Origin of the sequence: Pontibacter diazotrophicus (assembly GCF_003367245.1) — a bacterium.
Taxonomy (GTDB): domain Bacteria; phylum Bacteroidota; class Bacteroidia; order Cytophagales; family Hymenobacteraceae; genus Pontibacter; species Pontibacter diazotrophicus.
Window position 1 is genome coordinate 132,271 of sequence record NZ_QRGR01000003.1, and the last position, 23,453, is coordinate 155,723.

Annotated in this window: 18 protein-coding genes; 8 read left to right on the forward strand and 10 right to left on the reverse strand. The window is 46.6% G+C overall.

Going from position 1 to position 23,453, the window contains the following annotated elements; translation table 11 throughout:
* Positions 1-314 precede the first annotated feature (314 nt).
* Positions 315-2,534 carry a right-handed parallel beta-helix repeat-containing protein gene (locus DXT99_RS02725; RefSeq protein WP_115563991.1) on the forward strand — a complete coding sequence of 740 codons (2,220 nt, stop codon included), beginning with the start codon at positions 315-317 and terminating at the stop codon, positions 2,532-2,534.
* Between the two features lie 128 nt (positions 2,535-2,662).
* Here DXT99_RS02725 and glgX read toward each other — a convergent pair whose 3' ends face one another.
* Entirely contained in the window at positions 2,663-4,837 is a 2,175-nt protein-coding gene (gene glgX / locus DXT99_RS02730; protein WP_115563992.1) for a glycogen debranching protein GlgX, read from the reverse strand.
* A gap of 414 nt (positions 4,838-5,251) precedes the next feature.
* Between glgX and DXT99_RS02735 the strand changes: the two genes are divergently transcribed.
* Entirely contained in the window at positions 5,252-6,643 is a 1,392-nt protein-coding gene (locus DXT99_RS02735) for a mechanosensitive ion channel family protein (RefSeq protein WP_115563993.1), read from the forward strand.
* Between the two features lie 91 nt (positions 6,644-6,734).
* Here DXT99_RS02735 and DXT99_RS02740 read toward each other — a convergent pair whose 3' ends face one another.
* The 4 genes from DXT99_RS02740 to DXT99_RS02755 all read right to left on the reverse strand — a co-directional run bounded on the left by DXT99_RS02740 (position 6,735) and on the right by DXT99_RS02755 (position 10,013).
* Complete coding sequence (locus tag DXT99_RS02740; protein WP_246000417.1) at positions 6,735-7,097, reverse strand: DUF6122 family protein; 363 nt, start codon at positions 7,095-7,097, stop codon at positions 6,735-6,737.
* A 105-nt stretch (positions 7,098-7,202) separates the two neighbouring features.
* Entirely contained in the window at positions 7,203-7,967 is a 765-nt protein-coding gene (locus tag DXT99_RS02745; protein ID WP_115563994.1) for an oxygenase MpaB family protein, read from the reverse strand.
* 180 nt (positions 7,968-8,147) lie between these two features.
* Positions 8,148-9,230: a PAS domain-containing sensor histidine kinase gene (locus tag DXT99_RS02750; protein WP_115563995.1), complete on the reverse strand. Its 1,083-nt coding sequence runs from the start codon at positions 9,228-9,230 to the stop codon at positions 8,148-8,150.
* Positions 9,231-9,476: 246 nt separating this feature from the next.
* On the reverse strand, positions 9,477-10,013 hold the full coding sequence (locus DXT99_RS02755) for a YceI family protein (protein WP_115563996.1): 537 nt from the start codon (positions 10,011-10,013) through the stop codon (positions 9,477-9,479).
* 328 nt (positions 10,014-10,341) lie between these two features.
* Here DXT99_RS02755 and DXT99_RS02760 point away from each other — a divergent pair, with 328 nt between their 5' ends.
* Positions 10,342-10,599 carry a hypothetical protein gene (locus tag DXT99_RS02760; protein ID WP_115563997.1) on the forward strand — a complete coding sequence of 86 codons (258 nt, stop codon included), beginning with the start codon at positions 10,342-10,344 and terminating at the stop codon, positions 10,597-10,599.
* Positions 10,600-10,662: 63 nt separating this feature from the next.
* Here the strand turns inward: DXT99_RS02760 and DXT99_RS02765 are convergent, their stop codons facing one another.
* Both DXT99_RS02765 and DXT99_RS02770 read right to left on the reverse strand, forming a co-directional pair.
* Complete coding sequence (locus tag DXT99_RS02765; RefSeq protein WP_115563998.1) at positions 10,663-11,085, reverse strand: nuclease A inhibitor family protein; 423 nt, start codon at positions 11,083-11,085, stop codon at positions 10,663-10,665.
* A 42-nt stretch (positions 11,086-11,127) separates the two neighbouring features.
* Positions 11,128-11,901 (reverse strand): DNA/RNA non-specific endonuclease, encoded by a 774-nt coding sequence (locus tag DXT99_RS02770; RefSeq protein WP_246000418.1) that lies wholly within the window; start codon positions 11,899-11,901, stop codon positions 11,128-11,130.
* A gap of 823 nt (positions 11,902-12,724) precedes the next feature.
* Between DXT99_RS02770 and DXT99_RS02775 the strand changes: the two genes are divergently transcribed.
* Positions 12,725-13,549, forward strand: coding sequence for a Cof-type HAD-IIB family hydrolase (locus tag DXT99_RS02775; protein ID WP_115564000.1), 825 nt, complete (start codon positions 12,725-12,727; stop codon positions 13,547-13,549).
* A 116-nt stretch (positions 13,550-13,665) separates the two neighbouring features.
* Here the strand turns inward: DXT99_RS02775 and DXT99_RS02780 are convergent, their stop codons facing one another.
* The gene (locus DXT99_RS02780; protein WP_115564001.1) at positions 13,666-15,102 is read right to left on the reverse strand and encodes a pyridoxal phosphate-dependent decarboxylase family protein; all 1,437 of its coding nucleotides are present in this window, start codon (positions 15,100-15,102) and stop codon (positions 13,666-13,668) included.
* 187 nt (positions 15,103-15,289) lie between these two features.
* Between DXT99_RS02780 and DXT99_RS02785 the strand changes: the two genes are divergently transcribed.
* The 3 genes from DXT99_RS02785 (at position 15,290) to DXT99_RS02795 (ending at position 19,388) form a co-directional block, all read left to right on the forward strand.
* Positions 15,290-16,081, forward strand: coding sequence for a PhzF family phenazine biosynthesis protein (locus tag DXT99_RS02785; protein WP_115564131.1), 792 nt, complete (start codon positions 15,290-15,292; stop codon positions 16,079-16,081).
* 466 nt (positions 16,082-16,547) lie between these two features.
* Positions 16,548-18,479 (forward strand): type I pullulanase, encoded by a 1,932-nt coding sequence (pulA, locus tag DXT99_RS02790; protein WP_115564002.1) that lies wholly within the window; start codon positions 16,548-16,550, stop codon positions 18,477-18,479.
* A 315-nt stretch (positions 18,480-18,794) separates the two neighbouring features.
* Entirely contained in the window at positions 18,795-19,388 is a 594-nt protein-coding gene (locus DXT99_RS02795; protein WP_115564003.1) for an HD domain-containing protein, read from the forward strand.
* On the opposite strand, the gene DXT99_RS02800 is transcribed toward DXT99_RS02795, so the two are convergent.
* Both DXT99_RS02800 and DXT99_RS02805 read right to left on the reverse strand, forming a co-directional pair.
* Positions 19,360-19,818, reverse strand: coding sequence for a Crp/Fnr family transcriptional regulator (locus DXT99_RS02800; protein ID WP_115564004.1), 459 nt, complete (start codon positions 19,816-19,818; stop codon positions 19,360-19,362). The genes DXT99_RS02795 and DXT99_RS02800 overlap by 29 nt on opposite strands.
* A gap of 8 nt (positions 19,819-19,826) precedes the next feature.
* Positions 19,827-22,550 carry an MFS transporter gene (locus DXT99_RS02805; RefSeq protein ID WP_147294160.1) on the reverse strand — a complete coding sequence of 908 codons (2,724 nt, stop codon included), beginning with the start codon at positions 22,548-22,550 and terminating at the stop codon, positions 19,827-19,829.
* Positions 22,551-22,883: 333 nt separating this feature from the next.
* Between DXT99_RS02805 and DXT99_RS02810 the strand changes: the two genes are divergently transcribed.
* Positions 22,884-23,354, forward strand: a complete 471-nt coding sequence (locus tag DXT99_RS02810) for a DUF4126 family protein (protein WP_115564006.1) — start codon at positions 22,884-22,886, stop codon at positions 23,352-23,354.
* The last annotated feature ends 99 nt before the right edge of the window (positions 23,355-23,453 follow it).

Sequence of the window (23,453 nt, forward strand, 5' to 3'; positions counted from 1 at the left end):
CAGCCCATACTTAAAACCCGCTCCGGAGCACCGGAGCGGGTTTTTGATTTTATAAGTTTAGCTCCAGGCAAATAATAAGTTGCGGCTCAATGAACTATACAAGTTCACATGCGCTCCTGACATCCTTCATTTTCATTAGCAACAAATAAATTTATATAGCAGTAATTCCTTCCAAGCCCAGTTTTGCAGTCGCAACTTGAACCTTAACCGGTTGAATAAAAACAGCTTGTAATTTTAATTCTAAAAAAAGCAGCGCTTTTTTGGACCTCCCCGGGCTGAACCAGTAACCTTCTGTTGGTAAACAGGTAAATAATATGCACATATTACCTGCGTACATCCACATGAAGCCACTTCTTTTTTCCACCTGCTTTATGCTGGCTCTCTTCTCTCACTCGTTAGAGGCGGCTACTTTTTTTGTAAGCCTGTCTGGTAACGACACTCATTCCGGTAACAACAAGAGTCAGCCCTGGGCCAGTATCACGAAAGTAAATAACACAGTTTTCAGCCCCGGCGATACCGTCCTCTTCGAAGGGGGCAAAACTTTTGTGGGCAGCATCGTATTTGGCGAAGAAGTTGGTGGTACTGCCTCTGAACCCATTTTTTTCGGATCTTATGGTGACGGGAAAGCCATCATCAGCAGCGGGGACAACGTGGGATTCAGTGTACAGAATTCAGCTGGCTTCAAAATTCAGAATCTTGTCATCAAGGGCTCGGGGCGCACAAGCAACGGAAGCAATGGAATTGAGTTTTTTACGGACCAGCCGAACAGCTCCCGATTGGAGTTTATTTCAATAGACGGAGTGGATGTTTCCGGGTATCATGATAAAGGAATTTACATTGGGAGCTGGAATGGAGCGAAAGGCTATGATGGGATTTCTATCACCAACAGCTCGATACATGACAACGGCGAAGCGGGCATCGTGTCTTACGCAGAGACGAAGCTCGGCCACCAGAACATGTACGTAGGCCATAACAGGATTTTCAACAACACAGGCATCCAAGGCCGTGACATCCACACGGGTAACGGCATCATTATAGGGGATGTAGACGGAGTGCTGATAGAATATTGCGAAGTGTACAACAACGGCGAACTTAGTGATGCACGCGATACAGGGCCGGCGGGTGTCTGGGCCTACAAGTGCAATGATGTGCTGATTCAATACAATGAGGCGCACCACAACAAAACCGGAGGTACCAAAGACGGTGGCGGCTTCGATATAGATGGCGGTGTTACCAATGCTGTTATGCAGTACAACTACTCCCATGACAATGACGGGGCAGGCTTTCTCGTCTCACAGTACAGAGGCGCCCCTACCATGAAGAACATTACCATACGGTACAACATCAGCGAGAATGATGGCCGCAAGAACAGTTATGCCGGCATCCTTTTCTGGTCTTCCGGGTCCAGCGGCGGCATTCAGGATGTGGAGGTATACAATAATACGGTGTATCTCACGCCATCAGGCGGATCGCCATCCGCCATTCGCCTGTTTGGAAAGCTTTACAGACAAGTCCGCATCAGGAACAATATCTTCCAAACCACTCCGGGCACCGTGAAAACCGTGACGAACACAGCAGACAATGCTGATATACTTTTCCAAGGCAACAGCTACTGGAATGCAGGAGAAGACCTGGATATTGAGTGGGAGAAGGGCAGTTATACATCACTTGAAGCGTGGCGGGCAGCAACGGGACCAGCAGCAAAAAGGCAGGAAACACTTGACGGCTCTCCTGTGGGTTATTTTGTTGATCCACAGTTGATCGACCCGGGCAAGGAGGTTACCATTTCAGACCCTACCAAATTGTTCGCGCTTAGCGGCTATGAACTGCATGAAGCATCACCGCTCATTGATAAAGGACTCAATTTATCGGCTCTTTTTGGAATCGAAACCGGCAACCAGGATTTTTTTGGCAACAGTCTTGCGGACGAAGAGAAAATTTCTATTGGTGCTTATCAGTTTAAATCTACTGTGCCGTTGCCTGTAACACTGAGTTTGTTTGAAGTTAGCAGACAGGGAACTGACGCCGTCCTTTACTGGGAAACAGCTTCAGAACAAAACAACAAAGGTTTTGATGTGGAGGTATCTGTTGATGGAGAACACTTCAGGACACTGAGCTTTGTAGCCAGCAAAAGCAGCAATTCTCAACAAACACTGCCATATACCTTTCGCGATACGGAAAAGAACAAAACAGGCATCCGGTATTACCGTCTCAGGCAAATAGACACTGACGGAACCTCCACTTACTCTGAAGTGAAAGCCGTGACTTTTGAACAGGAGCACTTTACAGCATCAGCCTACCCTAACCCCTTCTCCAGCAGCTTTACACTTGAAGTAAAGGCAGAGAAAGAAGAGATACTGCAAATAAATATGTCAGACGCAGTAGGCCGCCATGTGCTCCGCCGGGAAGTGAAGCTACAGCAAGGAAGGAACAAATTAACACTCGAGATAGGTAGAGAACGACCGGCTGGCTTGTACATTATCTCAGCCCGCCACGGTGACAAAAACTTGAAGTTAAAAGTACTGAAACAATAATTGATATAGTCTACATATTTCAGACTCAAAAGCAATTTAAAATAACAGGCCGCACCTCCTTGTAACGGAGTGCGGCCTGCTTTATTTAACTGAATTTGCAGTTAAGGTTGCAACTGCCTTTTAAAACATTATTTGGACTTAGTAGTCAAAGGATGATGCAGCAGTACCACAGAGCGGGCATTTACTTTTATAGTTTCTGTTGCTTTATACACTTCTGTTCCCTCTCCCACAACATCTTCATGGGTATCCAGAATCTTTGTCCACTTTGAGCCATACTTTTTATCGGGCAGTTTGTAATCCAGTGACTCATGATGCGCGTTGAATATCACATAGAAACTATCGTCCTTCACCTGCTCTCCTTTGGGACCCAGAGAGTGAATGCCCTGGCCATTTAAAAACACCGCCAGTGACTTTGCATAGTCATGGTTCCAGTGTTCATCGCTCATCTCTTCGCCTTCAGGCAGGAACCAGGCAATGTCTTCTACACCAACACCTTTTATAGGCCGGCCCTGGAACCAGCGACGGCGGCAGAAAACAGGATGGTCCTTGCGCAGCTGGATGAGTTTTCTGGTAAATTCCAGCAGGTCTGTATCAGCCTCCTCCCAGTTGAGCCAGGAGATTTCATTGTCCTGGCAATACGCGTTGTTGTTGCCATGTTGCGTACGGCTGATTTCATCACCGGCTACAAGCATGGGTACTCCCTGAGACAAAAACAAAGTGGTAAGGAAGTTACGCTTCTGCTTTTCGCGTAAGGCTAAAATCTCCGGATCATTGGTAGGGCCTTCCACGCCGCAGTTCCAGGAACGGTTGTGGCTTTCCCCGTCGTTGTTGTCTTCCCCGTTCTCCAGGTTATGCTTTTCGTTATACGACACCAGGTCGTTCAGCGTAAAACCATCGTGGGCCGTAATAAAGTTAATACTGGCTGTAGGCCGGCGGTAGTCGTCCTGATAAAGGTCCGAACTGCCGGTAAAGCGCTCTGCAAACTCAGCCAGCATGCTGTGCTCTCCGCGCCAGTAGTCGCGCATACAGTCCCGGTACATACCGTTCCACTCTGTCCAGCCGGCAGGGAAATTTCCTACCTGGTAACCTCCTTCGCCTACGTCCCAGGGCTCAGCTATATGTTTTACCTGCGATATAATGGGGTCCTGGTGTATGATATCAAAAAAGGACCCAAGCTTATCTACACCATGGAGTTCGCGTGCCAGCGCAGAGGCCAGGTCAAATCGGAATCCGTCCACATGCATCTCCGTAATCCAGTAGCGCAGACTGTCCATGATGAGACGGAGCGCACTGGGTAAGCTGGAGTTTAAGGTGTTCCCGGTACCGGTATAGTCCATGTAATACCTTTTGTTATCCTCTACCAGCCGGTAATAAGAGGCGTTATCGATACCCTTAAAAGAAAGCGTTGGTCCCATATGGTTTCCTTCGCCCGTGTGATTATACACCACGTCCAGTATCACCTCTATACCTGCTTTGTGCAGCTCCTTGACCATGTTCTTGAACTCAACCACCTGCTCCCCTAGAGTGCCACCTTTGGTATACCGCACATCAGGGGCAAAAAAACCAATAGAGTTATAGCCCCAGTAATTCGTCAGGCCCTTTTCTACCAGGTAGCGGTCCGTTATAAAATGATGCACCGGCATAAGCTCAATCGCGGTGATACCTAGCTCCTGCAGGTATTTAATGGTGACAGGATGCGCTAATCCTGAATAGGTTCCGCGTATATCTTCCGGAATTTCCGGATGCAACTGAGTAAAACCCTTTATGTGTGTCTCATAAATGATAGACTTGTAATACGGTATTTTAGGTGCCTTATCATCCCCCCAGTCAAAGGAAGCGTCTACCACCACTGCTTTCGGAATAAAAGGGGCGCTGTCGGTATCGTTCCGGCTCAGGTCTTCATCCGGGTGGCCGAACTCATAACCGAAAAGGGAGTCGTGCCACTCAATTGTTCCGGAAATAGCTTTGGCATAAGGGTCAATGAGAAGCTTGTTGGGGTTATAGCGGTGGCCGTTATGAGGATCAAACGGACCATGTACCCTGTAACCGTACAGTTGCCCTGGCTCGATGCCCGGCAGGTATGCGTGCCAAACCTGGTGGGAGCGCTCCGTCATTTTGATTTTAACGGATTCTTTGTCATCTTCAACAGAATTGAACAAGCACAGTTCCACACCTGTGGCATTGTCGGCGTACAGTGCAAAATTGACTCCTTTTCCATCCCAGTTAGCACCTAAAGGGTATGGGCTGCCGGGGTATACTGTTGTTTTCTTTTGATTTGTTGGTTCGGATATTTTCAGGTCCATGGTAGCTAAAAAATAGTTTTAATTATGACTTGTAGTCAAAACTAACCTTAAACGCTTTCAAGGTAAGTCCAGAGGGTACATTAACATATTATACTTTGTATAATATATTTGGTTTATTTCAACCGCTATACGTGCATTTAAATTGAATGTACGTAAAAACAATGCAATTGAAGAACCATCCGTCCTTTGTTGCCATGCTACCATTGCAATTGCCTGTACATGCCTTTTGCTGTAAAGCTGCGTGAACATCCCACCTTCAGCCCCTTTTTTCTAATCCCCTTTCTGCTACGGCTACACAAGCTGCTATACCCGTACACTAACATATCACAAGCAAAACCACAAGTGTGGCTGATACAGCGTTGAAACAGAATTTTCCACTGAGAGTAAAACAAGCATAAATATTGCTAAAAAAGTATGCCTCCTTATAACCAGAACAGAAGACTTAACAGAAGCCTAAGCAGCAGGAACAGGAATGTTAGAACACCTATACAGCAGCGAAGTACTACGCAGCAGCCAGGTGGCAGTGATGGTGTTCGGACCCAGCAAAAGTACAGGGCCAGAAACAGGAAAAGACGAGTTGCCCAGCCCTCCAAGGTAAAAGGAGCCGCAGAAAACAGACTCAAGAACTTCCGGCAGGCATCCATCTTAGCAGTAGCCATCACTGGTTTCATCATCATGCTGACTTCTCCTTCCGAAGCCGGACTGGCTCAGGATGCTCCGCAGGAGGAGACGGTGGATTCTGTGGCTATAGTAGACGAAGTAGCGCTAGAGGATTTAGTAGCGGCCCCGTCAGACACGGCTGCCGCGGACAGTACTTTGGCTGGCTCAAGCAAGGAGTCGGCTGATCAGGCCATAGGTGCCCTGCAGAATCTGTGGGATAGCTTTTATTTTAACCTGCCCAAAATGCTGATCGCCATTGGTATCCTAGTGCTGGCCTGGCTCCTGACGAAAGCACTGCGGGCATTGCTTCATAGAACTATCGGCCGCTGGCAAAGCTCCAGTGCGGTTACAACCCTGACGCTTATCGTGGTATGGCTGCTGGCAATAGGTATAGCCGTAAGCGTGGTCGCCGGCGACATTCGGGCCCTGGTCGGCTCTTTCGGTTTGATAGGCCTTGCCCTGTCCTGGTCTTTGCAAACACCAATAGAAAGCTTTACAGGTTGGCTGCTCAACTCTTTCCAGGGTTATTATAAAGTAGGCGACCGTATACGGGTAGGAGAAGTTTTCGGGGATGTGTACCGTATCGATTTCTTAACCACCACAGTATGGGAAATCGGTGCTCCTTACCAGCCAGGCTTTGTGCAGGCAGAACAGCCGACAGGCCGCATGGTAACATTCCCGAACAACGAAATAGTAACTGGCACGGTCATTAACCTGACGGGGGATTTTCCCTTTGTCTGGGATGAGCTGAGTGTGGCCGTTGCAAACGAATCTGACATAGAACTATCTATCAAGGTGATGGAACAAATCTCTACAGACCTTCTGGGAGATTATATGATAGAGCCTGCGCGCAGTTATGCCCGTTTATTGCGAAAAGCTGGCCTCGGAGAATTTGTGGCAGAGAAGCCTCAGGTATTTATTTCATTAGACGATTCCTGGACCAACATCACCATCCGTTACCTGGTTGGTGCCCGGGAGCGCAGAAAATGGAAGAGCGAACTTACCTTACGGATAGCGCAGGAACTAGCCAAGCCGGAATACCTAAAGAAGATTATTCCAGTATATCCACGCCAACAGGTACAGTTCATTAACCCGGAAGGCGTACCAGTTGACTCAGAAATTTTCAAGGGCAGTGGAGAGAAATAATGCTTCTCTCCATTTACCTGAGGTATGTATATCTAGTTTTAAGTATACAGCCCGGCGAAAGAAAAAGCCTGACAGAAAATGCCATTGAGAATCAGAAAGAAAACGAGACTAACACAGCATTACCCGCTCTCACACATTCTGCCGTGTCCAGCAGAATATGAATGACAAGCCCCAGTCCAATCAATCTGGTTTTGGGATAAAGAGCGAGTGCCACATAAACCGGGATAAGCCAATAGCTGTGCAGCAGGTGATATCCTACGCTGCACCGGTCCGGGTCCACGATTGGGCTTGCTGCCACATGATCTATATCAATCAAAATACCAGCCAGCATGACCAGGGTAGCATGCCTGAAATCTTTCCGGAAGAAAAGCGCCGCCACCAGCAACGGCACTGCCACATGAAGAAACAGGTGAAGAATAAATGCCGGCGTCAGTACGCCTATGAGAGTGTCCATCTGAATTTAATCAACGATTCCCCCTCTTTACTGTGCCGCCACCCACAGGGTTTACGCAGCCTCCCTCCTTTTAACACTTCCGCTGATGTGGCGCTTATTTTTAGTTCAGGCAGGCACACTATCCAAATCCTTTACCTCTGACTTTATTTTTGAAGGGAGGAATACAGTTTTGATAAGGCCTTCTAAACGCAGTGCTCGACTAATTTTGTATACCCGGATAACAGGTGAGAGCACCGAAATGCTATTCAGCTCCAGCATTTGCCTTACTGTTTCAGGAACAATAAGTGTCTGTGCCTGCAGAAGCACAGTGTACCTAAAAAGGCCGAGGTGTTTCCTGTATTGCCGGAACAGGTCTTCTGTATAGTTGCTTTTTTGCAGGTTTCGCACCAGATGTTCTTCCCTAGCCAGTTTCCACTCCTGATAAGTAGCTGGCAGTTCTTTTAATCCCATGCGGCTGCCCACCCTGTAAAACACATCGAAAGTCTCTGTTTTTTCTGCTTCCGTCATTTCCCTTTCCATTATTTCATACGCACGGATAGAGTAATCTATCAGCATGAAAAGCACATCACGGTAGGCCCAGTCGGGTATGCTTGCTCCACGGTTAGACTCCACACCAGCATGAATGGAAGCCATTTTGTCAATGGCCCTGTTTGCTGCTTCCAGGTCAGAAAAGATAATCTGCCGGGCATAGGCTACGGTAGAAAAGAGTCGGCCTAAAGGGTCGGCTGGGAGGCGGCCAGTAAAATAAAGCCAGTCCACTGCCTTGTTCAGGGCAAACTCAGCGGAAGCGCCAGCAAAAATAAAAAGTATGGTTTCGCTCTTCCCCCATATCTCTCTCACAACAGAGTTTTCATCTACAAAATACTTCATACCCTTCAAACATTGTTTGCACACAAAATGTGCAATGCCCACCGACAATTACGATCAAATTTCCTACAAAGCGGGTATTCTTTTTTCGGTGCAGTTAGTTTAGAAGAAGAAAGTACATATAGCATTACTATTCAGGAGGGACCTGGACTGGTGATGTAGAGGATTAAAGCTCATGCTTGCCTACTCACCTGGCAACGGGAAGGTCAGGAAAAAAGTCGTGCCCTCATTCTCTTCGCTTTCGAAACTGATGCTGCCGCCCTGTATCTCCACCAGGTCCCGGACTATTGACAAGCCTACACCTATTGAGGTTTCCCCCTGCAGTCCTCTTCGGGCAGTTTTGTTATACCTGTTAAATACATCAGCCTGAAGGTTTTCCGGAATTCCGATACCGTTATCGGAATGTGCTATGACTAGCTTTCTGCCTTCTCGCTTAATCGAGATGCTGATGTTTCCTCCCACCTTCGTGAACTTGATAGAGTTTGAAACAAGGTTGTTTATAATCTGCATGAGCTTTACCTCATCCAGTTCCACCATTATTTTATCTTCATCGCTTTTTACCTCAAAATTAAACTCTACACCTTTGGCTACTCTATAGGAGTTTAGTAGCTTCTGCACCTTTTCTACTACATCAAAGCGTATGATATTTACATATATCGTAGGAGATTTCAGGTGCTCGTCGCTTAGCAGGTTGTCAATCAGTTCGAGGCAGTTATCATAAGCATTCAGAATGATTTTTGTGTAGCTATTAATTTCTTCATTCTTTTCTTCATCATACTCACTCTGCAGCAGAGAGGCTATTCCTTTAACAATAGCAAGGGGGCCACGCAGGTCGTGTGCTATAATCTCGAGGGTGCTGTTTTTCCTTCTTGTATACTCTTTGAGGTAATCAACATACTGTGACTGCTTTGTTACATCTTCGGCTTCGCCAGCTATATGGGTTATAACGCCCGCTTCGTTTTTTATAGGATGAGCCTCTACTTTAATTTCTTTCTGGGATCCTCCGGGTAGCGTAAGGCTGAACTCCACCTCACGCCCTTCTCCCTCTTTTATTATTTGTTCCAGGCGCCTGTAAACGGCACTCTTGTCATCAGGATGGATGGACGAAGTTAATAGTTCAGGTGTTTCCACAATAAGCTCGCGATCTGCCTCCCAAACCTTACTCACAGCTTCGCTTAAATAGTCGAAACGCAAGGTGTCAAGGTTAAACAGGAAAAATACTTTCTTGCTGGATTTTCCAAACAAGTGAAACAAGTCATTGTCCATTCTGGCAGTTTGAATTTTGTGTTGGTAACCTAAATTTACCTGGTAAAGTTAATAAATAGGTACGTATATGTAATTTAGGTGTTCACATGAATGGAGTATAAAAGCCTAAGGCTTTGATAGATAGAGCGGAATGGAAAATGCGATAAAATGGAGCTAGGCAAATGTTTTCAGCTTTTGGAATAAAAAGCAGCTGCTTACATTATAAAATGAAAGCAGCTGCTTTATTTGATTATCTCCGGGAACAGGTTATCCCTGTCTTACTAACTGTATCTCAGCGTGAAGGCGGATTTCGTCACTAACAACCACATTACCCGCTTCCGTTACAGCATCCCAGGTTAGCCCAAACTCTTTCCTGTTAATTTTTCCATCAATCGTAAAGCCAGCCTTTGTCTGCCCGTAAGGATCCACTACTATACCATGGTGTTCTACATTTACTGTAACAGGTTTTGATACACCTCTGATGTTCAGGTCGCCATGCAGTTTGGCGAATCCCGACTCTGTTTCTTCATATTTGTTTCCTACAAACTTTATCTGCCCGTGATTAGACACATCAAAGAACTCTTCTGATCTCAGGTGTGTGTCCCGCTGTTCATTGTTTGTGCTCACAGAGTCCACATCAGCAGTAAAAACAATAGAAGAGGCTTTCGTGAAGTCCTCTCCATCTGTCTCTACTTCTGCATTAAAACTGCTAAAATATCCCGTAACGGTTGTTATCATAAGGTGCTTTACCTTAAACTGTACCTCACTGTGTGCGGGATCGACTGTCCATTTTACATTTGCCATAGCTTTGTGTTAAAAGGTTTTAATTAGTTGTAAGGCTTTATATAACGTATAGCCCTGTTAAAATACATGTCCATACATAAGTTAACCTTCTTCTATAGAAGATTTCTGCCAATTTTGTTACAAAACATACCATATAGTTTACAAAAGCTTGTTTTTGGTAATTCTTAACTCGTAGCAGGACTTAAATTGCTATTTCCTTCCTGTTTCACCTCCACTTTCTTACCTAGGGTCTACTGCTTTAACAGGGGCAATTCAGCAGCTACCACCGCTGCAAGACATCCTATTGTGGTGGATTGCAGTACTAGTACCTTAACAACATGAATCGTATATGACACAAAGAGAAGTTACAGACGAACAGAACACCACCTGGACCTGTGTGCAAGCCTATGCAGGCTTAGATAAAGAAGCCTCCGAAAAGGCCACAGAATTGGCTGAAAATGATAATGGCACAGTACCTGTAGTATGTACGCCCAGCGGCGGAGCGCAATCGGTGCGGCCCGGACTGCCTAAAAACTGGTTCGAAAAGCTATCAGACAATGAACTCCTTTCAGAGATAGCAGCTGCCCAGGAAAAGAGACAAGATTGAGAGGCCTATGTGTATGGCATTAAAGCCTTGGGTATATAAAAGGTATTCATTTCCGGAGTCTCTTCAGGTTTCTACAAGAGTCGTCTTTAGGCCGGCATAGTCCCCGGTAGCAGTCTTCCCAAGCACAAGAGCCTGTATCCGGCGCTTGCCAACCTTGTATACCTTTACCTCTTGCAGGCGCTGCTCCAACAATTCCTGCAGTTCACGAAACCGTTGGGCAATCTTCACCTCCTCCTCCCCTGCATCAGGGTCATCACCTACCATATTCCGGAAAAAGTAAGGCAGCTCTACAACCTCTGCTTTTACGCCTTCCGGCATATCAGGCAGTTGAGCAATTGCTGCAGGCAATGCACTGCTATCCTGCACCTGCGGGAAATGTACTACCTCAAAGGGAGCGTCTGTTTCGCTCCTGTAGAGCAGGCCATCTGAAGCAGCTCGAAACTGTTCCAGCAGAGCAGAAGTAGATGCAGAAGCAGAATTGTTCATGGCAGGCTTTTTTGATATTCTTAATCACTTTGATATGGGCTTTTACTGCGCAGGGACCTCATCAATCCTACTTTCCAGCACCTCCTGTATCTCCTCCGGCACTTCAGAAAGCAAGTCATACCCGGTGGCCTGCTCGATAGCGTCTACGGTGGTGCGGTAAGAGCTCCAGTCTGGCCGAACAGATTGGGTATTTGGGGTATTTACTGCTATTACCCGTGTGCTGGTGTTGATGCGGGAGAGATCATTGTTTCCTTCCGGCAGCACGACCAGCACTTTCCAGATGCGGCTAGGCACTGTCACCCGCCCCTCATCAACTTTCTTGGCTGTTCCGTTGCTGCCAGTGCCACCTACGCCGTAGCTGCCCATTATCACATAAACCTCCTGCCCTGCCTGCACTAAATCACGGGTATAGTCTTCGAGGTTTGCCCATGTTTCCTGGTTATTTTTCGGGGCCTGTGGGATGATGTTCGTCATCAGGAAAGTAGCGGCATTATCCTCCACCGATTTGGTACGGTCAGCTGACGGCACATTATGCCCCCGGTCGAAACCGCTCCCGGTGTAGCTACCTGACTTCACACGGTACCAGCCTTCGGGCAAGGTCACATCTGTCCGGAAGTTGTCTTGACGGGGAGCACTGCCCAGCCAGTCGTTGCTCACATGCCAGCTCACCCAATTCGGCGTGCCCCTGCTTTTGCTGTAAGACAAGGCATACTGCGGTTTGCTTAGCAGATAATTGTTCGCGTTGCTTACTTCAGCAGTGGCTCCACTGGGGTTGCCCAACAGCATTTGCTCCTCTTCTAGAGAAATGCGTGGCATAACTGCAGTTTGCTGGCAGCTAATGGAGATGATCCAAATAAAAACAAAATAAGAGAGGTGACGAAAACGCATATATATTTAAAAATTAAGAGCCGGTGAGGATACTGTTCTCTTATAGTAACGCCTGAATAATGCGCTTGTTTTTAGTCTGGATGAACTTTTTGCCCCTTTTACCTCCTCTGCCAAAATATGAAGCGACTGCACCTCCGGTAGATACCTGACTATGAGCAGTTCAGCATCAGGTAAAAGTTTTTCTCTCTATGAAAATAGATTTATTCCTTTATTCCTGCTATATATGCTGCTCTTAAAGTAAGCTTTCTAATACATACTGGCTGCAGCAAATAAGTCGTTCTCCACTACGTGCTTCTTCCTGTGATATATAATGATATCAGCTTCCATCTCAGGGCACCATTTTTGAGTATAGAGAGAAGAGCATCACATACATACTTATACATTTAAAGCAAAGCACACATGGGAAAGTCACAAGACGCGAAAAAAGAAGCGAAGAAAAAGCCTGCTAAAACAGAGAAAGAGAAACGCGCAGCAAAGCAGGAAAAGAAGAAAGGCCGGGATTAACTGCCTGAATTGCCTGTATAAGACAGGTGTAATTTTTCTACAGCAAAGGGATCAGCAGTAACCAGCTGGTCCCTTTGCTGCTTTTACCACTGTAACTGATGCAGGCCATATGAATAGTTACAAGCTGCTATACCAACTGTAGCATGCCCTATCGCCTGCTTTTTTGCAAAAAAGCAATATAAGCCCTATCGTTGCAAACACAAACCTGCATCCGGCAGGTAAAGCTGTTTGAATAAAACCTACACAAATGAATATCAAAGCCATTTGCTCCGACATAGACGGCACCCTGCTTGACAGTCGCCGCGAACTATCACCGAGAACCATTTCCGCTATCAAAGCGCTTGACAAGAATATGCCGGTTATACTTGCCTCTTCGCGTATGCCCGGCGCCATGCGCCACCTGCAGGAAGAGTTAGGGATTTTGCACCACCCCATGATCTGTTTTAATGGCGGCTATGTTCTGCTGTATAACGAAGGGGCTGAGACACCTACCGTTGTGGATTCCGTGCAGATACCGGTTTCGACCTGCTCCGCGATAGTAGAAATGGCAGCAGGAACCGACATCCATGTCAGTTTATACACCGAAGACCTTTGGTATGCCCCTCAGGTTGACAAATGGACAGAGAAAGAAGAACGCGTAACTAAGGTGTCGGCGAATGTGGGGGCCTTAGGCCCCGTATTGGACAACTGGCACGCAAGCAACACGGGGGCACACAAAGTAATGTGCATGGGGCCCGAGCAGGAATTAGCCCAAATGGCGGAGGCACTGACAGAGAGGTTCGGAAACGAAATTTATATATACCGCTCTAAATCAACGTACCTCGAGCTGGCGCCACGCACTATATCAAAAGCCACAGCACTCGAGCTCATTCTACAAAATAATTATGGTATAGCGATGACGGAAGTTATGGCTTTTGGCGATAACTATAACGACATTGACATGCTGAAAGCGGTAGGGAAAGGCATAGCAGTAGCCAATGCACGCGAAGAAGTTAAAGCCGCCGCCGATGAAGTGACTTTAAAAAGCACCGAGGATGGTGTTGCTGTGGCGATAGAAAAATACCTGCTGTAACAGAAGTACTGCTGCTGCCACCTGGTGGCTAACATTAGGTGCTAACAGAAGAAGCTGCCTGAAATCAGGCAGCTTCTTCTGTGTCTGGGATTCTCAGAATAAAAAGGATAGCTACGTTACACCTCCGCAAGTATCTGCACGGCCTTCTCCTCTATCTCCTGTAGCAGTTCCTTTAGCTCTTGTATCGTAGTGAGCGGGTTCATCAGGGAAACACGCAGGTAAAGCTCGCCATTCAGGACTGTCTGCACAATGTAAAACCTGCCCTGCTCCAGCAACATGTTCCGGATAGCCTGGTTCAGCGGCGTCAGTTCCCCCTCCACTTTATAGCGGAAGCAGACAATGTTACACTCCGGCTCATACGCCAGCTCGAAGTGCTTGTTTGACCGGATGAGCGATGCAAAATCCGCGGCAAGTCCATACAGCCGCTCAATGTTCTCCCTGAAAATTTCATCCCCATAGGTTCTGAAAATGGTGTACACATTGAGAGCAGACATAGCCTTGGTACATTCAAAGCTGCGCTTGCCGCCGTTGTACCACTCCTCTGACTCCTGCTCCACCCACAGGTATTGGGCCCGCTGGGAGAAGGTCTTATAGGCGTCGCTGCCACGCTTAAAGACTAAGGCAGTAGATAAAGAAGGGGTCATCATCATCTTATGATAATCCACTACAACAGAATCTGCTTTTTCGATGCCTTGTATGAGATGCCTGTACTTCGGCGAAAAGGCAGCAGGAGCGCCGTGTGCTCCGTCTACATGAAACCAGATGCTGTGTTTCTGGCTAAAAGCGGCAATGGCCTCCAAATCATCATAAGAACCGGTAGAGGTAGTGCCTGCGCAACCTATCACGCTTATCACCTGCTTCCCTTCCGACACAGCCTGCTGAAGATAAGCCTCCAGCAAATCCGTCCGCATCTGGAACTTCTCATTCACCGGCACCTTTATGATGCCCTCAGCGCCGAGCCCCATAATGCGGGCGGCACGGTCGATGCAATAATGTGCCTCCTCCGACACCAACACCGCCAGCTGAATCCCTTCTTTATAGCCTTTGTGCCATATCTCCGTTGCAGCGGCTCTTGCTGCCAACAATGCAGTCAGGTTGCCCAGGGAGCCTCCCGACGTTATAAAACCGGAGGCTTCGGTACCGTAGCCAAGCTTCTGCGCCAGGTGCTCGGTCAGTATTTTTTCCAGTGTGTTGCCCACCATACCCATTTCATACACCCCCATGCCCTGGTTCAGCAAAGCAGTAACAGCCGATGAAAGAATTGTTACAGGTAAGGTAGGTGTTGTCTGGTGGCCCATGTAGCGTTTCCGGTGTACCTGTATAGATTTGGACAGCACGTCTTTGAACAACTCGTTAGGGTTCTCCTGTAAAGGCTGTTGAAAATCCTGCTGCCAGTAAGCCAGTTGCTTATCCGGGTCCTGCCATGGAATAGCCCTTACCTCGTTTCTGTCTGTAGTGGCCTCTGCCAGGTAATCTGAAATCATATCGATGAGCTGATGTCCTTCCCTACGGAAGCGCTCCGCGTCATATGCCTGCGCTAACTTATCCTCCATAATTGTAATTCGTTTTTTATGCTGCAAAAATAACTAAATCTGCAGCGAAGCTACTAACTGCAAGGCTGACTATTTGCCCTGAAGTCGCAAGGGAGCACAATAAGTAATGTCTTAGTTGGGGCAATGCTCCAGAAGGCAATAGCATTTGTGCTAATTTCGCAACAGAACATCTTGATAAATCATGCTTATGCCATTCCCTCTCTACCAGATCGACAGCTTTACAGATAAATTATTCGGCGGCAACCCGGCTGCTGTATGCCTCCTGCAGCACTGGCTGCCTGACCCTGTACTGCTGCAGATTGCAGCGGAAAATTTTCTGCCAGAAACTGCCTTTATCATTCCCTCCACAAAGGCAGAACACTATCACATCCGGTGGTTTACACCTGAAATTGAAATGGATCTCTGTGGGCATGCTACTCTGGCTGCTGCACATGTTGTTTTCAAACACGTAGGACTTGCATCAGATAAGGTAATTTTCAGCTCAGCCAGCGGAGAACTTACTGTTACCAGGCAGGGCAGTCTGCTAACGCTGGATTTTCCATCGCGTATGCCTGTTACTGCCGAGCTTCCGGAAATAATTCTGAAAGGTATGGGCAGGAAGCCTCTGGAGGTGTTAAAAGCCAGAGATTATGTGCTGGTGTATGACAGTGAGGACACAGTACGGGCGCTACAGCCAAACAGGGCCATTTTAGACAAGATAAACCTGGATCCGGGCGGCATCATTATTACAGCAAAAGGAGAAACATCGGATTTTGTCTCCCGCTTCTTTACACCCCAGGCCAGCATCTTTGAGGACCCGGTGACTGGCTCGGCCCATTGCTCTCTTATACCTTACTGGAGCCAACGACTCCGCAGAAAAGAGCTGACAGCCCTGCAGGTATCTGCTAGAACCGGTAAACTATATTGCACCGATAAAGGGGACAGGGTGCTGATAGGCGGTACTTGCGTAACTTATCTGCAGGGTACTATTTATATATGAAGCCTGTGCTAAACATTAAATTTTATGTGAGTGTTATTTTAAGCCTGAGAGTTCCTGCAAACAGTTGATATTATACAGCCTCAGTAAAAACAGCTTGCAAACACCAAAATTGGTCAGCCAGTATGAGAGCACGGTTCCTTTGCTTTCCGCTCAGCCCTGGCACTTTATTACGCTAACAGTACTTTTTTTAGTTGCTTGACAATAAATTTTAAGTATCTTAACCGAAAAAACACTTACGTCTTTCTATGCATAAATACTTACTTACGCACCTGATACGTAAAGCAAAAGCAGCGTTTCATTAACATTTTCTGGTGCTGGCATAACAGCAACAGGAGGTTTAATCCGCAGCTTTAAAATTAATTTTACCTGGGCTAAACATTGCTCATAATTTGCACAGTAATTGCTTTTAGTTTTCTAGCCGATTCACACATTTTACCTTACGTTCACTTTACTTTTAACAATCAATATGACTCTTTTTTCAACCAAGGCAAACGTTTCATACAGAAGCTTCAGTGATTACCCTACTTACGCTGAAGAAAACCTCTGGACACACTACACCCCTAAAAAAACCACCTTCAAACTATGGTCACCGGTGGCAGAGGAGGTAGTGGTACACCTTTATACAACAGGAGACGGAGGAGAGCATCTGGGGAAAGTTGAACTGGAGGAAGTAGATGAAGGCCTCTGGGTAGTGGATGTAAGGGAGGACCTGCTGGGAACGTATTATACTTTTCAGGTAAAAGTAAAAGGGAAATGGCTTAATGAGACGCCGGGTATATATGCCACGGCTGTAGGGGTGAACGGCAAACGCGCAATGGTGCTGGACCTAGCAGCTACGGATCCTGAAAACTGGGAAAACGATAAAGGGCCAGACGTTGCTTCGCCAAATGAGGTAGTGCTGTACGAGACACATGTGCGGGACTTCACCATCAGTGGAAACTCCGGCAGTTCAAAACCCGGCAAATTCCTGGGCCTGGTAGAGCAAGGCACCACCAACCCCGAGGGCTTACCTACGGGCATCGATCACATGAAGGAGCTGGGTATTACGCACGTGCACTTACTGCCTGCCTTCGATTATATGTCTGTGGATGAGTCTGCCCCTGATAAGCCGCAGTACAACTGGGGCTATGATCCGCAGAACTATAATGTACCGGAAGGCTCCTACTCATCTGATCCATACCGTGCGGAGGTGCGTATCCGGGAATTCAAAGAGATGGTGCAGGACTTCCACAGCAACGGCCTTGGGGTAATATTAGATGTGGTGTACAACCACACCGGCCTTACAGAAGGGGCTAACTTTAACCTGGAAGTGCCGGGGTACTACTACAGGCATGCGGAAGGAACGTGGTCTAATGCCTCAGGCTGCGGAAATGAAACAGCCAGCGAGCGCACCATGATGCGCAAGTTTATCATCGAGTCGTGCAGGCATTGGGCGCAGGAATACCACATCGACGGTTTCCGCTTCGACCTGATGGCCATTCATGATATAGAAACCATGAACCTGCTGACGGCAGAACTGAAAAAGATAAACCCGAATATTATCGTTTACGGCGAAGGATGGACTGCCGGAGGAAGCCCCCTCCCCTATACTCAGCGCGCTTCCAAGTCGCACACGTATATGCTGAAGCAGGTATCAGCCTTCAGCGACGATATGCGTGATGCGCTGAAAGGATCTGTTTTTGACGCAAGGTCCAGGGGCTTTATAAGTGGGGCTCATGGTATGGAAGAGTCTATTAAGTTTGGCGTGATTGGCAGCATTCAGCACCCTGAGGTGCACTCGGGCCGCGCCGCATGGGCAAGAGAACCGTGGCAATCTGTGTCTTACGTCTCCTGCCACGATAACCAAACGCTTTACGATAAGCTCAAGGTATCGTGCGAAGGCGCCTCTGAAGAGGAAATAGTAAACATGCACCTGCTGGCTAATGCCGTTGTGCTCACCTCGCAGGGTATTCCGTTCCTGCATGCAGGCGTAGAAATGCTACGCACCAAAAAGGGCGAGCACAACAGCTATAACCTCCCGGATTCCATCAACCAGATCAACTGGAATTGGAAGACAAGCCATAAAGACGTTTTTGCCTATTATCAGCAGCTTATTTCTTTAAGACGAGCACACCCTGCCTTTAGTATGCCAACTGCAGAGATGGTTTACCATCATCTTGAGTTTGTTAAAACATCACCGGGCCTGGTTGGCTTCCTGTTAAAAGGGAATGCGAACAACGATAGCTGGAAAAACATTTTGATTTATTATAACGCCAACAAATCAGCTGTTCGGTTCACTTCAAGAGATGAATGGCAGGTTGCCGTGAAAGGAAAAACAATTAATCAGGCCGGAATAGAAACGGTGCGAAACGAGGTTGAAGTACCACCTGTATCTATGCTCATGCTGTTTCAGGAATAAACTCCTCTCTCTGGCATCATTAAATGTAAACAGCAGAAAGCTTCGCTCAGACACAAATAAAAGTCTTCAGCTGTCTGTCTTCAGACAGCTGAAGATCATGAAAATATTTAAGGCAAAATAATGATGGGTATAACATTATTTTGCCTATATTCATTTTAATATTACAAGACTCCAATTGAATATTTGCTATATCGAAAGAAGTGGCGGGTAATACTACAGATAATCGGATTTATCAGAAACTGGCAAACTACATGTTTCGTGTTAAACATACCTATTTTATTTAGTTTAGTGAAGCCCGCTAAACTAACTGTAACCATGGATGTATTTCCTCAGATTCAGAAACATGTCATTGGCAAGCTACAGAAAGGCTTGTCTGAAAAACTGACATACCATAATGTCGCGCATACCCTGGATGTATTAAAGCAAGCTGTTGCGATAGCAAAAAAAGAAGGAATAACAGATGCTGAAGACATGCTGCTTCTGAAGGTGAGCGTACTTTATCATGATACCGGCTTTATGTATGCCTATCACGACCACGAAGAAAGAAGCTGTGTCGTAGCCACTGAAGAGTTGCCTGCCTTTGGTTTTACAGCTGCTCAGATAGAAAAAGTATGTAACATGATACGTGCCACTAAGGTACCGCAGAACCCACAGAACCACCTGGAGCAGATTATATGCGATGCTGATTTAGACTACCTGGGGAGGCCAGGATTCTTTGAAACAGGAAATAACCTCTACAAAGAATTTCTGGAGCAGGGCATCGTCACGAACTTCAAAGAGTGGAACATGCTTCAGATACGCTTTCTGGAAAGTCACCAGTACTTCACCAAGACTTCTTTGAAGAGGCGGCAGAAAGTTAAATCAGACTACCTGCAATCCATCAAAGAGACGGAAGGCTTGTTAAATTAGACTTGTGGTGGGTAACACTTTTGTCATCCATTATGCGGAGGCGCCTGCAGAGTGTTTTTAGGATCCCCTTCAGAATTTCTGCATTATCCATTAATACTTCGTAAAAGGGCTCCTGCTCCAGTTTCAGGAGGACGGTTTCTTCTTCGGTAGTGGCACTCGCAGATCGCTTTTCAGAATCCAGAACAGACAGTTCCCCTACTATTTCATTTTTATCCAGTATGGCCAGGGTATGGCTGCCGTCATGTATGCGCACCCTGCCTTTGTATATAAAATACATGCAATTGCCCCTGTCGCCTTTTCGAAACAGGTTTTCATCAGCCTCCAGGTAAACTTCCTCTAGAATGCCAGCTAAGCCTATCAACTCCTGCTCCGGTGTATTCCGAAATGTCTCTGATGAACGAAGAATCAATACTTTCTCTATCAATAACATCTTTATTCTTAGTTAAGCATCGATAAAACATATTCCCTGGTCTCTTCAAAGAGGTTGTCAACCTTGCCGGCTTTTTTGTCCAGGATGTGCCTCGGAAATTTCTTTTCCTGAAGCCTCGGTATCATATAGCAGGCAACAGACATGGTCCAGGAGTTGAATCCAGCTTTGTTCTCCAAGAGAATTTCCTCAATAATGGCACTGGCGGGCATCTCTTTGGTGTGAGGCACCACCACCTGGTTTTTGCATATATCCTGCTCCAACTCAATCAGGGTATTTATACCGTTAAAGTATTTCTGCGGGATAATCAGTTCCAGCATTTCGATGGCATTATAGACCTTTGAAGGGTCACCAACATTGTAAAGCTCCATGACACGCTCAATCTGCGGTCGGTCATAGAGCAGCGACAGACTTTTGAATAGCATCTGTATATCCTGGTGGATTTCAGAACAAACAGCATCCTGCAGTGGTTTAACAACTTCAACGGATACCAGGTGCAGGTAGTACGTAGCCTTCAGCAAGCTCTGATCCAGCTTTACCTGAATCCATCTTCTGAGTAGAAGCTGCGACTCAGCAGAAACGATAGCCTTTTGCTGCCAGAGAGCATCCACTACTGCTGCAGTAAAGTTTATCTCCTCCTTCAGCATCCGCTCTAAAAAAGCAATAGAATACCCGCCCCTCATTTTACCGGCAACTTTGATGAGCAAGCTCGTTATAGCCTCCGGATATAGCTTGTTCTGGATGTATGCGGTCGCAAAAACGGTATCGCCAAAGTGCAGCAGGGCTTTCTGAAGCGGCAACAAGGCTTTCTTATCCAACGCCACCTGCACCGTTTGCTCCAATAAGGCAAAGTCTTTTACCTCCCCCACTGCCTCAATAGCCTTTTTATAAACCGCAGGTGCCTCATCCTGTAGGAAAGTCTCCAACACCTGCTCAAAATCACTCCTCCTGGTTTCTATAATGATTTCTATGGCAACAAGCTTATCTTCTTCATTTCGGCTGTTTACCATCTTCAACATCTCCTCTGCTACAACAGTATCTGCCTCCACCTGGTTACGGTACAAAAGCCCAACAATGGCTGCTTTCTTACAGGCCTTGTCCAGGTCTTCTATAGAAGCAGACTGACTCGCCAGGTTTTGTGTGTCGAGGTAATAAATTGCCTTCATTAAATGAGGCTTTATGGATGGGTCGGAATCCGCGTGCAGGCGATTCTTGAGTAGCGGCAAAGCCTCTGTCAGCCTGTTCTCCATAATTCGGGAAACGACATACTCTTTCACTTCACAGGACTTACTATGCAGTTGCCCGAACAACAGCGTATTAATATCCTTATAACCGGATCTTTCCAGGAGATGCAGGGCATGAATAGCCTTCTGCGGTTTTTTACTACTTGCTTTCTTCACCAGAACATCCGTTACTGACTCGTCGTTCAGAAACAGCTCTGAGCCTGTAAAGTAGCCCCGCTTGATAACATTGATCAGGGTACGCATATAAGACTTACGAATCAGAAAAACACTTGCAGCCCAAACCAGCAGCAGGACAAAAAGCAACCTTGACACCAACGTTATATCCAAACCGCTGTGATACTGCAGGTATACGGTCAGAAAAATACCAACACCCAATAGCGCGAATGGCAAGGTATAGCCTTTTGCAATTAAATGTCCCTTCAGGCGGCTATGCGGGTGGAGCGGCTGAAACAGGACGAAGAAAACCGGTTCCTGCAGTGTGGAACGCAAAATCTCTGACAGCAGCACCATTACCCCGAAAACATACAAGTGCGTTGACAAGCCCTCTCCGGATATAATAATGAAACCGTTAATGGCCAGCAGCAGCAAGGGCGCAATAAGCAGGCAGTTCGCAACACCTAGCCGCGCGATAACCCTGCTGCTGAAAACCAATTTGATACCGATAGCGATTAACCTGCCTAAGGCAAAAAAAACAGCAATAAACGTGGCCAGTTCATGATCATTGGCGCTATATTTCAGCTTTATTTCTTCCAGAAAAGTGAAATCAATGATAGCGTAGATAATGTAAGCAAGCAGCGACCATAGGGCAATATTGAAAATAAGACGGTTATGAAAGTAACGTTCAATGATGGACTGACTTTTATGTTTTGGGTGTACTGCTACATGATGTGTCATGCCGTGGCCTCCGTCTTCTTTGTCTTCGTAGCTAAACCTCCGGAGCAGCACATAGGCTACACCGAAAGCGACAACAGACACCCACAACAGGTTAACCACCCCGATTAGCGGCACCAGCGCTGTTACAGAGAAATAACCCAGCATCTTAGCGGGTATGTCGCCAGCCCCAACAATGGAGAACAGGCGCTTGCTCTCCCGCACATTAAACATGATAGCCGTCATTCCCCAAAAGGCATAGCCCACCAGCATATACACCACCATATTCCAGGCACCCAATAACGGCGGCATCCACTCAATTGTAAAAAAGGTCAGGCAGAGCCAGTAAAGCCAGACAGAAGTGGCAGAGAAGACGGTTATCACCTGCAACAGCTTTTTAGAAGACATGCGTGCCTCCAGCCTGGCATAAATCAGGTTAGCTACAAATAAAAGAACCGCTGCAAGAATATATATTTTCGGAAATACGGAAACAGGGTAAGAAGAGAGAATAAGCGTGAGCGAGCTTGTAAACAAAAAAGCAGTGGCCACACCCATAAAGTACTGCACGAGAAAGAGGTGCCCTACAAGCCGTGCTTCGCTTGGCTTTATGTTTAGAAGCAAATTTATCCGCTTATACATAGGTGTCCAGATTAACTGCTGAGCTTAAACATCTCACTGAAGTATAATTGCATTCCTTTTCACTAAATATTGTATAAGTTAAAAAATTAGTTACATAAATAACATTTTAATAACTAAAAAGATTGAAGTTCAGCCAAATGATAAAGTTCTATAGACCCGTATAACAGGCGCTTTGCCGCTGGTTTACTTTGGTCCTATATTCTGAAAAAGATAAAAGCTGAACCACAATTGCTGCAAAATCAACAAAGGAACATGTTCATCAGATTTTAGCTGAAATCAGATGCCCTGCGTAAATGGTCTATAAAAACAAAAGCTATGAACAACACACTTTATAAAACCTTAGCATTCGGAGCCCTCGCCGGAATGCGCTCATTAGCGGCCCCTACACTACTCAGTCACTTTGTGAGTGAAGATGGGAGCTCTCCTCTTCAGCATACTCCTTTACGTTTTTTAGGAAACAGCACGGTAGCCATGGTCTTGAAGGGATTAGCAGCCAGTGAACTGGTGGGAGACAAAATGCCGGGTGTGCCTGATAGAATAGAACTGCCTTCCCTGATCATGCGGGGTACTACAGGAGCAGTGGCAGGCGCAGCTATATACCTGATGAGTCATAAAAAGGCGGCAGAAGGAGCTGCCATTGGTGCAGTGGCAGCCATCGCGGCCACTTACGGCAGCTTTTACCTCAGAAAAACTCTCTGCGAGAAAACCAGACTGGCCGACCCAATATATGGCGCACTGGAAGATGCCCTTGTCATTGCCAGTGGTATAAAAGCCGCTCAACTGTAACACAGCCATCGTAAAAAAGAACGGCACAGCCCGCTATTCAACTGCAGAAGCGGGCTGTGCTGCTTTTTTCTTTACCAGTACGGCGCTCGGGTTTAGCTG

Bases quoted from the DNA above. Each gene is read 5' to 3' on its own strand.
- DXT99_RS02725 (WP_115563991.1), top strand. From the start codon at position 315: ATGCACATATTACCTGCGTACATCCACATGAAGCCACTTCTTTTTTCC.
- glgX (WP_115563992.1), bottom strand. From the start codon at position 4,837: ATGGACCTGAAAATATCCGAACCAACAAATCAAAAGAAAACAACAGTA.
- DXT99_RS02735 (WP_115563993.1), top strand. From the start codon at position 5,252: ATGCCTCCTTATAACCAGAACAGAAGACTTAACAGAAGCCTAAGCAGC.
- DXT99_RS02740 (WP_246000417.1), bottom strand. From the start codon at position 7,097: ATGGACACTCTCATAGGCGTACTGACGCCGGCATTTATTCTTCACCTG.
- DXT99_RS02745 (WP_115563994.1), bottom strand. From the start codon at position 7,967: ATGAAGTATTTTGTAGATGAAAACTCTGTTGTGAGAGAGATATGGGGG.
- DXT99_RS02750 (WP_115563995.1), bottom strand. From the start codon at position 9,230: ATGGACAATGACTTGTTTCACTTGTTTGGAAAATCCAGCAAGAAAGTA.
- DXT99_RS02755 (WP_115563996.1), bottom strand. From the start codon at position 10,013: ATGGCAAATGTAAAATGGACAGTCGATCCCGCACACAGTGAGGTACAG.
- DXT99_RS02760 (WP_115563997.1), top strand. From the start codon at position 10,342: ATGACACAAAGAGAAGTTACAGACGAACAGAACACCACCTGGACCTGT.
- DXT99_RS02765 (WP_115563998.1), bottom strand. From the start codon at position 11,085: ATGAACAATTCTGCTTCTGCATCTACTTCTGCTCTGCTGGAACAGTTT.
- DXT99_RS02770 (WP_246000418.1), bottom strand. From the start codon at position 11,901: ATGCCACGCATTTCTCTAGAAGAGGAGCAAATGCTGTTGGGCAACCCC.
- DXT99_RS02775 (WP_115564000.1), top strand. From the start codon at position 12,725: ATGAATATCAAAGCCATTTGCTCCGACATAGACGGCACCCTGCTTGAC.
- DXT99_RS02780 (WP_115564001.1), bottom strand. From the start codon at position 15,102: ATGGAGGATAAGTTAGCGCAGGCATATGACGCGGAGCGCTTCCGTAGG.
- DXT99_RS02785 (WP_115564131.1), top strand. From the start codon at position 15,290: ATGCCATTCCCTCTCTACCAGATCGACAGCTTTACAGATAAATTATTC.
- pulA (WP_115564002.1), top strand. From the start codon at position 16,548: ATGACTCTTTTTTCAACCAAGGCAAACGTTTCATACAGAAGCTTCAGT.
- DXT99_RS02795 (WP_115564003.1), top strand. From the start codon at position 18,795: ATGGATGTATTTCCTCAGATTCAGAAACATGTCATTGGCAAGCTACAG.
- DXT99_RS02800 (WP_115564004.1), bottom strand. From the start codon at position 19,818: ATGTTATTGATAGAGAAAGTATTGATTCTTCGTTCATCAGAGACATTT.
- DXT99_RS02810 (WP_115564006.1), top strand. From the start codon at position 22,884: ATGAACAACACACTTTATAAAACCTTAGCATTCGGAGCCCTCGCCGGA.